Origin of the sequence: Salimicrobium album, from assembly GCF_900107115.1 — a bacterium.
Classification (GTDB): Bacteria; Bacillota; Bacilli; order Bacillales; family Halobacillaceae; genus Salimicrobium; species Salimicrobium album.
Genome location: NZ_FNOS01000011.1, coordinates 1 through 13,159 on the forward strand (window position 1 = coordinate 1; position 13,159 = coordinate 13,159).

The 13,159-nt window shown below is 48.9% G+C and carries 16 protein-coding genes and 1 rRNA gene; 16 read left to right on the plus strand and 1 reads right to left on the minus strand.

The genetic code is table 11. The features are described from left to right. The 11 genes from rrf to rsmI all read left to right on the plus strand — a co-directional run. Positions 1-94: ribosomal RNA gene (gene rrf, locus BLU03_RS13260) — 5S ribosomal RNA — on the plus strand; the annotation flags it as partial. Positions 95-247: 153 nt separating this feature from the next. Then, positions 248-1,675, plus strand: a complete 1,428-nt coding sequence (locus BLU03_RS13265; protein WP_176765486.1) for an aminotransferase class I/II-fold pyridoxal phosphate-dependent enzyme — start codon at positions 248-250, stop codon at positions 1,673-1,675. A gap of 6 nt (positions 1,676-1,681) precedes the next feature. Further along, positions 1,682-2,305, plus strand: a complete 624-nt coding sequence (gene tmk / locus BLU03_RS13270) for a dTMP kinase (RefSeq protein WP_076572726.1) — start codon at positions 1,682-1,684, stop codon at positions 2,303-2,305. 35 nt (positions 2,306-2,340) lie between these two features. Next, positions 2,341-2,670 (plus strand): cyclic-di-AMP receptor, encoded by a 330-nt coding sequence (locus tag BLU03_RS13275; RefSeq protein WP_093108267.1) that lies wholly within the window; start codon positions 2,341-2,343, stop codon positions 2,668-2,670. Positions 2,671-2,691: 21 nt separating this feature from the next. Next, positions 2,692-3,132, plus strand: a complete 441-nt coding sequence (locus tag BLU03_RS13280; protein ID WP_093108269.1) for a YaaR family protein — start codon at positions 2,692-2,694, stop codon at positions 3,130-3,132. Positions 3,133-3,144: 12 nt separating this feature from the next. Continuing rightward, entirely contained in the window at positions 3,145-4,134 is a 990-nt protein-coding gene (holB, locus tag BLU03_RS13285; protein ID WP_093108271.1) for a DNA polymerase III subunit delta', read from the plus strand. Between the two features lie 6 nt (positions 4,135-4,140). Further along, positions 4,141-4,968 carry a PSP1 domain-containing protein gene (locus tag BLU03_RS13290; RefSeq protein WP_093108273.1) on the plus strand — a complete coding sequence of 276 codons (828 nt, stop codon included), beginning with the start codon at positions 4,141-4,143 and terminating at the stop codon, positions 4,966-4,968. A 16-nt stretch (positions 4,969-4,984) separates the two neighbouring features. After that, complete coding sequence (gene yabA, locus BLU03_RS13295; protein ID WP_040609641.1) at positions 4,985-5,326, plus strand: DNA replication initiation control protein YabA; 342 nt, start codon at positions 4,985-4,987, stop codon at positions 5,324-5,326. Between the two features lie 73 nt (positions 5,327-5,399). Beyond that, entirely contained in the window at positions 5,400-6,140 is a 741-nt protein-coding gene (locus tag BLU03_RS13300) for a tRNA1(Val) (adenine(37)-N6)-methyltransferase (RefSeq protein WP_076572717.1), read from the plus strand. Beyond that, positions 6,133-6,390: a GIY-YIG nuclease family protein gene (locus BLU03_RS13305; protein ID WP_076572715.1), complete on the plus strand. Its 258-nt coding sequence runs from the start codon at positions 6,133-6,135 to the stop codon at positions 6,388-6,390. The genes BLU03_RS13300 and BLU03_RS13305 overlap by 8 nt, the downstream gene beginning before the upstream one ends. Next, positions 6,387-7,256 carry a 16S rRNA (cytidine(1402)-2'-O)-methyltransferase gene (rsmI, locus tag BLU03_RS13310; protein ID WP_076572713.1) on the plus strand — a complete coding sequence of 290 codons (870 nt, stop codon included), beginning with the start codon at positions 6,387-6,389 and terminating at the stop codon, positions 7,254-7,256. The genes BLU03_RS13305 and rsmI overlap by 4 nt, the downstream gene beginning before the upstream one ends. 76 nt (positions 7,257-7,332) lie before the next feature. On the opposite strand, the gene BLU03_RS13315 is transcribed toward rsmI, so the two are convergent. Next, positions 7,333-7,605, minus strand: a complete 273-nt coding sequence (locus BLU03_RS13315) for an AbrB/MazE/SpoVT family DNA-binding domain-containing protein (protein WP_008591350.1) — start codon at positions 7,603-7,605, stop codon at positions 7,333-7,335. Positions 7,606-7,881: 276 nt separating this feature from the next. On the opposite strand from BLU03_RS13315, the gene metG reads away from it, so the two are divergent. From metG to rsmA, 5 genes are all read left to right on the plus strand, one after another. Next, a complete protein-coding gene (gene metG, locus BLU03_RS13320) occupies positions 7,882-9,825 on the plus strand; it encodes a methionine--tRNA ligase (RefSeq protein WP_076572710.1) in 1,944 nt (647 codons plus the stop codon). A 201-nt stretch (positions 9,826-10,026) separates the two neighbouring features. Further along, positions 10,027-10,797, plus strand: coding sequence for a TatD family hydrolase (locus tag BLU03_RS13325; RefSeq protein WP_008591356.1), 771 nt, complete (start codon positions 10,027-10,029; stop codon positions 10,795-10,797). Positions 10,798-10,941: 144 nt separating this feature from the next. Further along, on the plus strand, positions 10,942-11,196 hold the full coding sequence (locus BLU03_RS13330; RefSeq protein WP_093108274.1) for a hypothetical protein: 255 nt from the start codon (positions 10,942-10,944) through the stop codon (positions 11,194-11,196). 189 nt (positions 11,197-11,385) lie between these two features. Beyond that, positions 11,386-11,949 carry a ribonuclease M5 gene (gene rnmV / locus BLU03_RS13335; protein ID WP_008591360.1) on the plus strand — a complete coding sequence of 188 codons (564 nt, stop codon included), beginning with the start codon at positions 11,386-11,388 and terminating at the stop codon, positions 11,947-11,949. Further along, positions 11,939-12,814, plus strand: a complete 876-nt coding sequence (gene rsmA / locus BLU03_RS13340; RefSeq protein ID WP_093108276.1) for a 16S rRNA (adenine(1518)-N(6)/adenine(1519)-N(6))-dimethyltransferase RsmA — start codon at positions 11,939-11,941, stop codon at positions 12,812-12,814. The genes rnmV and rsmA overlap by 11 nt, the downstream gene beginning before the upstream one ends. The last annotated feature ends 345 nt before the right edge of the window (positions 12,815-13,159 follow it).

Genomic DNA, 13,159 nt, shown 5'->3' on the forward strand with positions numbered 1-13,159 from the left:
GTCACACCTGTTCCCATGCCGAACACAGAAGTTAAGTTCTTCCGCGCCGATGGTAGTCGGGGTTACCCCCCGCAAGAGTAGGGCGCTGCCACATTGTCAGAAGCCCAGAGGCCACCCCCTCTGGGCTTCTTTTGTATAGGTAAGACCCCGTCGCTTCGGAAAGGTAAGGGGAGACTGCTTTCTGCGTGTGTAGAAGGCAGTCTTTTTCTTTGTTATGATTAATGGAGAAAAGAAAGGGAGAACACAAATGACTCGATATGAAAAAGCCCCTCTTTGGGAAGCTGTAAAGCAGTACCGCCACGGAAAAGTCGGAAGCTACCACGTGCCCGGCCATAAAAACGGGACTATCTTTGATACGGAGGCCCAGGGAGTCTTCCGTGAGGTGCTGGAAATGGATGCGACAGAAATTCCGGGTCTTGATGATCTCCACTCCCCACGCGGAGCGATCAAAGAAGCGGAAGAACTGGCTCGTCTTTATTTTAAAAGTGAAAAGACCCGTTTTCTCGTGAATGGAAGTACTTCGGGAAATCTGGCTATGATTCTTGCGGTATGCCGGAGAGGAAGTTTCGTTCTTGTACAGAGAAACGCGCATAAATCCATACTCCACGGTATAGAACTGGCTGGGGCCAAGCCCGTGTTTTTGGCTCCGGAATGGGACGCGAGAACCGGAAAGTTCAGCAGCCTGACACCGGAAAGAGTGCGGGAAGGGTTGCGTCAATTTCCGGAGGCGGTGGCGGTCATTGTTACGTATCCGGATTATTTCGGTCACACGTTCAATCTTTCAGCGATAACCTCACTCGTACATGAAGCGGGAAAGCCGGTGCTCGTAGACGAGGCTCATGGCGTACACTTCTCTCTTCACCGTAACTTTCCTGATACTGCGCTTGCAGCGGGTGCGGACATAGTGGTGCAGTCTGCTCATAAAATGGCTCCCGCAATGACTATGGGAGCTTATTTACATACCCAGGGGTCGCTTGTACCGGGAGAACGTCTGACTTACATGCTCCAGATCGTACAGTCAAGCAGTCCCTCTTATCCCGTTATGGTAAGCCTGGATGTATGTCGGAGATATATGGCGATGTGGGAAGAGAACGGGCTGTTAACATTTCTCGATGAAGTAAGGGAAGAGCTGGACGCCTGCTGCGGCGAATGGGAGGTTCTGCCTGCGTCGCCACAGGATGATCCCCTGAAAGTGGAGTTAAAGCCGAGCAGAGTGGACGGGTTCACCCTCGCTTCCATGCTTGAAGAGCAGGGAATATATGCGGAGATGGCCACGAATACCGGGGTGCTTCTGACATTTGGGCTGGAACGTCCGGAAAGCTGGGAAAATGATAAGGCGGCCTTTTATGAAGTGGCACGCTTATTACAAAAACGGGAAAAGCATGATAAAATAATAGATAACAATATATCTTTTCCCCCGGTTCAACAGCTCGATGTACAGTATGAAGAGATGGAAGATCTGCATCAGGTCTCTCTTCCACTCGAAAAAGCAACGGGGCACATAGCTGCTGAAGCGGTCATCCCCTATCCGCCGGGCATTCCTCTTATCCTTAAAGGAGAGAGGATCAGGCAGGAGCAGGTGGAACACATTCGCACGCTCATAGAGAATAGAGCAGTATTTCAAAATGAAAACATAGAAAAAGCAGTAACTATATTTCAGGAAGAATGGTCGTGACTAGGTATGTTCATTACATTTGAAGGAGGCGAAGGAGCCGGAAAAACGACGGTCCTCAAGCTTCTTCACGAAGAGTTCGAAAATCAGGGGTATGACGTGCTCGCAACGAGAGAGCCGGGAGGGATCCGGATATCCGAAAAAATACGTGATGTCATCCTCGATCCCGTCCACAGGGAAATGGATGCAAAGACAGAGGCGCTTCTTTATGCCGCTGCCAGGCGTCAGCATCTGACGGAAAAAGTGATTCCTGCCCTGAAAGAAGGTAAAATCGTCCTTTGTGACCGTTTCGTCGATTCAAGTCTCGTATATCAGGGGGTAGGACGCGGGCTCGGCATTTCCGAAGTGATGGCAATCAATGAATTCGCCATAGAAGAGTGGATGCCGGATGTCACCCTGTTTTTTGATATCACCCCGGAACGCGGGCTTGCGAGAATCGATGCCAATGATACGAGAGAGAAGAATCGGCTTGACCTCGAAGACATCGAGTTCCATCGGACAGTATATGAAGCTTATCTCGAACTCGTCGCAAGGTACCCGGACAGGGTGGAGAGGATCGATGCCGATCAGTCTCTTGAAAAAGTGACCGAAGAAGCCCGTCAGGCTCTGCGTCGACACACGAACAGACAGTGATTTATTTCTACTAAAAAATATGAGGAGGCAGAACGATGAAGTTGATTATGGCGATTGTACAGGACAAGGATACGAACCGGCTGACAGACGCCCTTGCGGAACACGATTATAAATCTACGAAACTGGCTACCCGGGGCGGATTTCTCAAAGAGGGGAATACGACACTTATGATCGGAGTGGATGACGGGCAGGTGGACCACGTGCTTGAAATCATCGAAGAGAACTGTTCAAAACGGGATCAGATGGTAGCGCCGATCTCCCCGATGGGAGGGAACGCGGACTCCTACATTCCGAAACCGGTGAAGGTGGAAGTGGGAGGAGCTAACGTATTCGTTCTTCCCGTCGAATCGTTTTTCCACTTTTAAATTGAGTGAGGGAGCGCTTTTATGAAAATAAGTCAGGATATGCGCGTTCAGATGGAAACGCAGTATAAGCAGGATGCGCGGACGGGAGCGAAAGCCCGGTCTTTCGAGTCACTGGTACGTACAGAGACAGGTCAGCTGCAGAAAGAGCAGCTGAACCGGCTGCTGGCGGGAATCTCCGCCCAGGGAGAAAGACTCGCCCGCGATCGTTCCTTCCGGGAACTTGCCAAATATAAAAAAATGATCAGGGAGTTCGTGAAAGAATCCGTACAGTACGGAATGAATCTGAAGCATTCGCACAGCTGGAGCCGGTCCGGTCAGAACCGGAAGCTGACGATTGTGGAAGAAGTGGATGAGAAGCTTGCTGAACTGACGGAAGCCGTGATGACCCGGGAAGACAGTAAAATGGATCTTTTAGGCCTGATCGGTGAAATAAAGGGTCTGTTAATCAATTTATATACGTAAGGGCGGACAGAGATGGAACGTTGGAGCCAACTGAAAGAAACGCAGCCGCTTGCGGCACAGATGCTTATAAACAGTTATGATAAAGACAGAATGGCGCATGCCTATCTTTTTTACGGCCATCGGGGGACCGGGAAGCGTGAAGCGGCCCGTCTCCTGGCAAAAACGCTTTTCTGTCCGTATACCGCAGATACAGAACCGTGTCAGGAATGCCGGGAGTGCCGGCGCATCGACTCCGGGAATCACCCCGACCTGCACTGGATCATACCGGACGGAGCCTCGATCAAAAAAGAACAGATTCTCGAACTGCAGAAAGAATTCACGTATACAGGGCTTGAATCCGATCGAAAAATCTACGTTGTGGAGTCCGCCGATTTAATGACGGTCAACGCTTCGAATCGTCTGCTGAAATTCCTGGAAGAACCGGGAAGGGATACTACGGCGATTCTCCTGACGGAAAACAGTGAAGCGATTTTGCAGACCATCCGTTCGAGGTGTCAGCAGATCGCCTTCCAGCCTCTGAATCATGAAAGAATGAGGAATTATCTGATGGAGGAGGGCATTTCGAAGTCAAACGCTTTCCTTTTGAGCGAACTGACGAATAACGCGGAAGAAGCGAAGGAAATGCTTGAGGGAGACTGGTTTGCCAATGCTCGAAAATTAGTGATACAATTGACGGAAGTACTTCAATCGAAACCGAATGAAGCACTATTGTTTGTCAATCATCAGTGGATGCCTCATTTTTCCGAAAAGGATACGCTTCAGCGCGGTCTGGACGTCCTCATGCTATGGTATAAGGACATTCTTCACGAACACCTCGCTCGTGAAGAAGCTGTCGTATTCATTCAGGAACAGGAGAAGAGAGAACAGGCGATGATGCGGTGGTCCCGTGCACAAGTCACCTCCTGTATGTCCGGAATTATGGAGGCGAAACGTCACATACACCAGAACGTTCACCCCACACTCGTGATGGAACAACTTACACTTCAATTGCAAAGGTGTTGATCCGTAATGGTCGAAGTAGTAGGTGTGCGCTTTAAGCAGGCAGGAAAAGTTTATTTTTTCGCTCCTGGTAACTTGAAGTTGACGACGAGTGATTACGTCATTGTCGAAACGGTGAGAGGCATTGAGTTTGCGAAAGTCGCCATCTCCAACCGCACGGTAGACGAAGAAGATGTAGTTCTTCCGTTAAAACAAGTCATCCGGGAAGCTGACGAGAAGGATAAGCTCACTGTCCAGGAGAATAAAGTCCAAGCACAGGAAGCCTATGATACATGTGAGAAGAAGATTAAGGAACATAAGCTGGATATGAATCTGGTGGAAGTTGAATATACATTTGATCGCAATAAAGTGATCTTTTATTTTACAGCGGATGGACGGGTGGATTTTCGAAATCTCGTCAAAGACCTCGCCTCCGTTTTCCGTACGCGCATCGAGCTGCGTCAAATCGGAGTAAGAGATGAAGCGAAAATGCTCGGAGGCATCGGCCCATGCGGTCGTATGCTGTGCTGTTCCACGTTTCTCGGGGACTTCGAGCCCGTTTCCATAAAAATGGCGAAAGACCAGAACCTCTCCCTGAATCCGGCTAAAATTTCCGGTCTCTGCGGGCGTCTGATGTGCTGTCTGAAGTACGAAAACGACGACTACGAAGAGGCGAAACGCATCTTGCCGGACCTCGGAGAACGTATTTCCACGTCTCTCGGCGACGGGAAGGTCGTAGGGCTGAATATGCTTGAGCGTGTTGTACAGATTGAGTTCAAAGATCAGGAAAATGCTTTGGAGTACTCCCTTCAGGAACTGATAGATGAAGGAGTGCTTGAAACAAATGGTGCAGAGTAGCAAGGAGAGAGGGACACTGAATAAGAAAAATGTGATTGAAAAGTTCACTCATTTGGAATCACAGATCGGGGATCTTCACCAACAGCTTGGGGACCTGAAGGAGCAGCTGGCTATGCTGATTGAAGAGAACCAGCATCTCTCTATCGAAAACCATCATCTGCGGCAGCGTCTCGATCGGGAAAATGCCGAAAGAGAAGCGGCAGAGGGAGGCGGTGTGCCTGTCCGGCCCGTAGTCGGAGAAGGCTACGACAATTTAGCCCGTCTTTACGAAGAAGGCTTTCACATATGTAATCTGCATTTCGGAAGCCCAAGAGACGAAGATTGTCTGTTCTGTCTCTCTTTCTTAAACCGCAGTTAGTTATTTCGGGACTCCCCTGGGTGCAGGGGGGTCCTCTTTTCTTTATTCATACCAGGCGGGAGGAAACGGGAACGTGGTTCACTTATACGAAGACGAAAGAATAGATTATTTGCTTGCAGAAGAAAACAGAAGAATTATACAGAGCCCGAGCGTATTCGCATTCTCTCTGGATGCCGCTTTTCTGGCGAGATTCGCCTCTCTGCCGCGGACGAGAGGGAAGATTCTTGATTTATGTACCGGAAACGGGGTACTGCCCCTCTTTTTCCTTAACCACTCCAACGTACCGATCACCGGCGTGGAAATCCAGGAGAGGCTGTATGACATGGCCGTCCGGAATGTAGAGCTGAACGGAGCGGCAGAACAGGTGTCCATGATCCACGGAGATCTGAGGGAGATGCCGGCTTATTTCAAAAATGATAAATTCGATCTTGTAACCGTGAATCCGCCGTACTTCAAGACGACGGATGGCGTGATGAGGAATGAAAATGAACATTTGAAGATCGCACGTCACGAAGTCGCCTGTACGCTTGAAGAAGTGGTGGAAGCATCCTCCCGACTGGCAAAATCCGGCGGGAAAGTAGCGATGGTCCACCGGCCCGAACGTTTCGTCGAAATCATTGAGGCGTTCCGCAAGCATAAGCTGGAACCGAAGCGGGTCCGTTTCGTTTATCCGAATGCGAAAAAAGAAGCGAATATGCTGCTGATCGAAGGGGTACGGGACGGGAAGCCGGGGCTCGGCATTCTGCCCCCTCTCTATGTATATGAGGAAGACGGTGGCTACACACAAGAAGCGGCACAGATGCTGTATGGATGAGCACATCGTTTACGTCCTCAAGTGCCGGGACGACACGTTGTATACAGGATACACGAACAACCTGCCTGCACGTCTGAAAAAACATGAAGCAGGACAGGGAGCGAAGTATACGAGAGGCAGAGCTCCTTTTGAAGTCGTCTATACGAAAATATTTTCGACGAAAAGCGAGGCCCTCCGGGAAGAATACAAAATTAAAAAACTGTCCCGCACAGCCAAGGAAAAGCTTATACAGGGAGTGGATGAAGGATGAAGACGCAAAAAAGTTTCCGGGGACATAAGGAGGAAGGTACGCTGTACATCGTCCCCACGCCGATCGGGAATCTGGAGGATATGACGTACCGGGCCGTGCATACGTTACAGTCGGTCGATAAGATTGCAGCGGAAGATACCCGCAACACGAAGAAATTGACCCGGCACTATGATATTGACACTCCACTGATCAGTTACCACGAACATAACCGGAAAAGCCGGGCGGAGGAACTGATCGCCTGGCTCGGAGACGGCCTTTCCGTAGCGCTGGTCAGTGATGCCGGAATGCCGGGGATTTCCGATCCCGGGGAGGAAATCATAAATCAGGCGGTGGCAGAAGATATTCCGGTCGTCGTACTTCCCGGTGCCAACGCGGCACTCGTCGCTCTGGTCGGTTCGGGACTGCCGGCGGAACACTTCTTTTACTACGGATTTTTACCCCGGAAAAAGAAGGACAGAGTGAAGGAACTGGAAACGTGGAAGAACTTTCCGGAAACGATGGTATTTTATGAATCTCCGCACCGTCTGAAACAGATGACGCAGGATTTATACGAGGTATTCGGTGACCGTCGCGTTTCTTTTGCCCGCGAACTGACGAAACAGTATGAAGAGTTTCTGCGGGGAGATCTTTCCGACGTCCTCACCTGGGTGGAGGAAACGGAGCTGAAAGGCGAGTTCTGTATCGTGGTCGAAGGAGGCGAAGAGGAAGAGAAATCATTCTGGTGGGATTCGCTCACTCTGGAGGAACACGTCGGATCTTACGTGGAGGAAGGACTGAGGGATAAAGAAGCCGTCAAAAAAGTAGCGGTGGAGCGCGGTCTGCCGAAACGTGAAGTATACCGGGCGTACCATGTGGAAGAGGATTAAAGAATAAAAAAGAAGCACTTTTACCTTCTCTCTCTGTTGGTAAAAGTGCTTACTTTTTTAAAAAGAGGTCGAAATATCAGAATTTGCTCTGAATTTCTTTGACCAGCTGTTCGGCGCCTTCTTTACTGAGAACCAGATTGCCGCCTGCAAGCTTAATGTTGTCATCAGCCACTTCCCCGGTGACCTGACAAGCCATGGATGGCTGATATTTCTTAAGAACGATGCGGTCGTCGTCTACGTATATTTCCAACGCATCTTTCTCATTGATGTCCAGGGTACGGCGTAATTCGATAGGAATAACGACGCGTCCCAGTTCGTCCACTTTACGGACGATTCCAGTAGATTTCATAGTGTTTCTCTCCCCTTACTTCAAAAGTTAGTCGTCTGATTTCGACGATGGTTCGGAATTATAGTACCAAAGTTTGCCAATCATGTCAATTAGCATGTTCTAAATAACGAAAAAACTTTTACATATCTGTATACGGGTGTCTATACCTGTTTCGAGAAGGGAGTCTTCCCCCTGCACAAACCCCGATTTTTTGACAGGACGGACCTATTTTCGGTATATTTTAAAGTTAGGAATGACTATTTATAAGAAGTCTCGTAATCATAAGGAGGGGCCTGTATGCCTGAGGAGAAAAATACATTTTATATTACGACACCGATTTATTACCCGAGCGGCAATCTTCATATCGGACACGCTTATACAACCGTAGCCGGGGATGCGATGGCCCGCTACAAACGACTGCGCGGATATGACGTGATGTATCTGACCGGGACGGATGAACACGGCCAGAAAATTCAGCGTAAAGCCGAAGAAAAGGGAGTAAGCCCGATTGAGTATGTGGATGAAATCGTGGGCGGTATTCAGGATCTATGGAAGAAACTTGATATCTCTTACGATGATTTCATCAGAACTACCGAGGAGCGGCATAAGCAGGTAGTAGCTAAAATTTTCGATTACCTCATGAAAAAAGGGGATATCTACCTCGGGGAGTACGAAGGATGGTACTGTACTTCCTGTGAGTCCTTCTTCACGGAACGTCAGCTTGATGAAGCGCACTGTCCGGATTGCGGCGCTCCGGTTGAGAAAGTGAAAGAAGAATCCTATTTCTTTGAGATGAGCAAGTATGCCGATCGCCTTCTCAAGTTCTATGAAGACAACCCGAAATTCATCCAGCCGGAAAGCCGGAAAAACGAAATGATCAATAACTTCATTAAACCGGGGCTTGAAGATCTCGCTATTTCCCGTACTACGTTCGACTGGGGTATCGGGGTACCGGGCAATGAGAAACACGTAATTTACGTGTGGATCGATGCGCTCAGTAACTACATTACGGCCCTTGGGTACGATACGGATGATGACGAGCAATTCCGCAAGTACTGGCCTGCCGATGTACAGCTGGTTGGTAAGGAAATCGTCCGTTTCCATACGATCTATTGGCCGATCATGCTTATGGCTCTCGATCTTCCTCTTCCAAAACAGGTGTTTGCGCACGGCTGGATTCTGATGAAGGATGGAAAGATGTCGAAATCCAAAGGAAACGTCGTGGACCCTGTCCAGCTCAGTGACAGATACGGTCTTGATGCACTCCGCTACTATCTTCTCCGCGAAGTGCCGTTCGGGTCGGACGGAGTGTTTACACCGGAAGCTTTCGTTGAGCGTACGAATTACGATCTGGCCAACGACCTCGGTAACCTGCTGAACCGTACGGTCGCCATGATCAACAAGTATTTCGACGGACGGATCCCTGCGCTTGTACCGGGAGAGACCGGCCTGGAGGAAGATCTTGAACGAATGGCCATGGAGACGAAGACGAACGTGGAGGAGAGCCTGGAACAGATGGAATTCTCCGTGGCCCTTGGTGAACTTTGGAAATTTATAAGCCGTACGAATAAATATATCGACGAAACGACTCCGTGGATTCTTGCAAAAGACGAGGATCAGAGGGAACGTCTCGGTAACGTGATGGCCCACCTGGCAGCTTCGCTGCGTCATATCGGCATTATGCTTCGTCCGTTTATGACGAACACGCCGGAGCGTATGTTTGAGCAGCTTGGCCTCACAGATCCTGCCGGGAAAGAATGGAAGACACTTGATGATTTCAATTACATCAGCGAAGGGACGGAAGTTCAAAAAGCGGAACCGATTTTCCCGAGACTGGATGTGGAGGAAGAGACTCAAATCATCAAGGATATGATGAGGAAACCTTCGGCAGGACCGGAAAAGCCCGAGGATTTGCCGGAAGTTACCATTGATGACTTTCAGCAGCTCGACTTCCGTGTAGCCGAAGTGAAAAAAGCGGTTCCTGTTAAAAAGGCGAACAAACTGCTGAAAATTCAGCTTGATCTCGGGTATGAAGAACGCCAGGTCGTATCGGGGATTGCCGAATATTACAGCCCGGAAGATCTCAAAGGTCGCAAGGTTATATGTATTCGTAACCTGAAACCTGTGAAACTTCGCGGAGAACTGTCGGAAGGTATGATTCTTGCCGGAGAAGACGAGTCCGGTAATTTGTCACTCGCTTCCGTCGATCAGACGCTGGCAAACGGAGCCAAAGTAACCTGAGAAAACGTTCGGGATAAAACAGATAACGGGAAGCGGATGTTCCCGCCGGTTTCCGGATTTTTTGAAGAACAGCACGGAGACTCCTGAGGCGTCGGCACAAGTTGAGGCCGGGCCCGTGGGAGGCGACGTGCTGTTCTTTTGTTATCTTTTTGTTTTGCCCCTGAATCTTTGTCATGAATATCCGGAAGGAGGAAACACAATATGTTGTTCGATACACACGTACACCTGAACGCCGATCAGTTTGAGGAAGACCGGGACGAAACGATACGCCGGGCCCGGGAAGCGGGTGTTGAATATATGACAGTCGTCGGATTTGACCGGAAAACGATTCCGAAAGCTCTGGAAATAGCGGAGAGCGATGAGAACATTTACGCCGCTGTCGGCTGGCACCCGGTGGATGCTGTCGATATGACGGAAGAAGATCTCGAATGGATTGAGAGTCTTGCGGACCACCCGAAAGTAGTGGCGATCGGTGAAATGGGTCTTGATTATCACTGGGATAAATCACCGGAAGACGTACAGAAAGAAGTGTTCAAAAAACAGATTGCTCTTGCGAAACGGGTGAATCTGCCGATTATCATCCATAACCGGGAGGCGACAGAAGATATCATCGAAGTTCTCGAGCAGGAAAATGCAGAGGATGTTGGCGGTATTATGCACTGTTACAACGGTCCCGTAGAATATGCGGAGCGTGCGATAGACATGAACTTTATGATCTCTCTCGGAGGCCCGGTCACGTTCAAAAACGCTACGCTCCCGAAAGAAGTGGCAAAAGCTGTAGACATGAAACATCTGCTCGTGGAAACGGATGCCCCTTTCCTTGCTCCTCATCCGAATCGCGGCAAAAGGAATGAACCTGCGTGGGTGAAGCTGGTCGCCGAACAGATTGCGGAGTTGAAAGAGTTATCTTATGAGGAAGTAGCGGAAACGACTACGGAGAATGCGAAAAAGTTTTTTGGTATTCAGTCGTAACTACTTTACTTCCAATGGAGAAAACACAACATAACAGGTTTAATAACATATCAATTTTCGTATAGATTGGTATGTTATTTTTCAATAAATCATGTCACTCTGGTTAGAAATTTCTATTATAGTTTCGGATGGGGGCAGGCTTAAATGAAGAAAACCTTCGAAGTTACATATGAAGGGCACCACATTCAGGTAGTGAATACATGGTTTAATGGGGAAAGATTATTTGTTGATGGTACATTGCAGGACGAACAGGTCGGTTTTACCCTGCGAGGGATTTTGACCGGGAGTTTAAAGCGCAGTAATGGATGTACAGAAAATATTAAAGTAAGTATCGGTGGTATGTTCACAGTACGTTGCAGGATATTCGTCGATAATGTTTTGATTTATCCTGAAAATTAACGGACATATAATACAAAACGCCTGAATAGAGTTTTTATCTCTAAACAGGCGTTTTTGTGTATTCAGTTTCTTTTTGAGGAAGGATAGTAAATCCCACTCTACTGGTTCGAGCTGCTGATTTTGCCTGTGCTTTTTCTGAGGGGTCACACGTGGTATGCTTACAGAAGCAAATGAACGGAGGGGCCTGAGGTGAAAGTTAAAGAAATAATCGTCGTCGAAGGTAAAGATGATACACAAAAAATCAAACAGGCGGTCGTGGCCGATACGATTGAAACGAATGGCTCGGCGATTGGTGATGACGTCCTGGAGAGAATCAGACATGCATATGAAAAGCGCGGGGTCATCATTTTTACGGATCCGGATTATCCGGGAAAACGGATCCGACATATCGTCTCCGAACACGTACCGGGCTGCAAGCACGCGTTTCTGCCGAAGCATACGGCTATTGCCAAACATGACAAAGGGGTAGGAGTGGAACATGCGTCGGCAGAGCATATAAGGGAAGCGTTGTCCGCCGTTTATGAAGTGACAGAAGAAGAGGATGACCATTTGGAGAAAGCCGACCTTCTGCCATACGGCCTGGTCGGAGGACCCGGTGCCAGTGCCCGGCGGGAAAAACTCGGGGAACGCCTTTACATTGGTCATACGAACGCGAAGCAGCTGGTGCGTCGTTTGAATATGTTCCGGATTACTAAAGAGGAAGTGGAACAGGTCATGAGAGAAATTATTCAGGAGGAGAAAGATGAACAATAAAGCGATAGCGACACCAGGTCGCACGAAAGACATTTTAGCCAAAGCCGGGTTTTCCTTTAAGAAGAGCCTGGGACAGAACTTTCTCGTAGATGTTAATATTTTAAAAAATATGCTCCGCCATGCCGGGATCAGTGAGAATACAGCAGCTATTGAAATCGGCCCCGGCATAGGGGCGCTGACCGAACAGCTGGCTCTCCATGCAGGTTCTGTCACGGCTTTTGAAATCGATCAGCGGCTGGTACCTATTCTCGAGGAGGAACTGTCATCTTTCGAGAACGCCACAATTATCAATGAAGATATTCTGAAAGCGGATATAGACCAGGTCGTTCGCGAGCTTGCCCGTGATCATGAAGAAGTGAGAGTGGTTGCGAACCTCCCTTATTACATCACTACTCCTATCCTAATGAGATTGCTGATGGACCGTCTTCCGTTCCAGAGCATTACGGTAATGATTCAGAAGGAAGTAGCCGAGCGGATGGCCGCCTCTCCGGGCACAAAAAGCTACGGTTCGCTGTCGATCGCTGTGCAGTATTACACGGAAGCGAGCATACCGATGATGGTGCCGAAGTCTGTATTCATGCCCCAGCCGAACGTGGATTCCGCTGTACTTCATCTGGAAAAGCGTGTGGAACCGCCTGTCGACGTGCAGGATGAAGATTTCTTCTTTGAAATAGTGAGAGCCTCTTTTAAACAGAGGAGAAAGACGCTTATCAATAACCTCGGTAGTTTCTTCAAAGGGTCAGTTGAAAAGAGTGAGATCAGGGAACGTATGGAGGGCTCGGGTATCGACCCCGGTCGCCGGGGGGAGTCGCTTTCGATGGAAGAGTTCGCGAAACTGGCGGATGTTTTCCATAAGGTAAAGTAAGCCTCCTGCTTACGCCAGCGCTTCTACCCGGAAGTTTCCGCTTTTCTTTGTCCAGCTGCAACTTCCAGAAGCTCATGTCCTAAGCAGTACACTTATTTTCGGGAGAAGTCACCCGAAAAGTAAGCCTCCTGCTTACGCCAGCGCTTCTACCCGGAAGTTTCCGCTTTTCTTTGTCCAGCTCCGCCATTCAGAAGTCCGTAAGATAAGCTGGCCCCCCTGTTTCGGGCCAGAGCACCCGAAGCCCGGAGTACCTGCTTATCTTAGAACTTCTAAGCGAATGGCTCCGCTTTTCTTTGTGATTGACATTCTTTATTGAATATTGCTATAATATATCACTTATTTGAC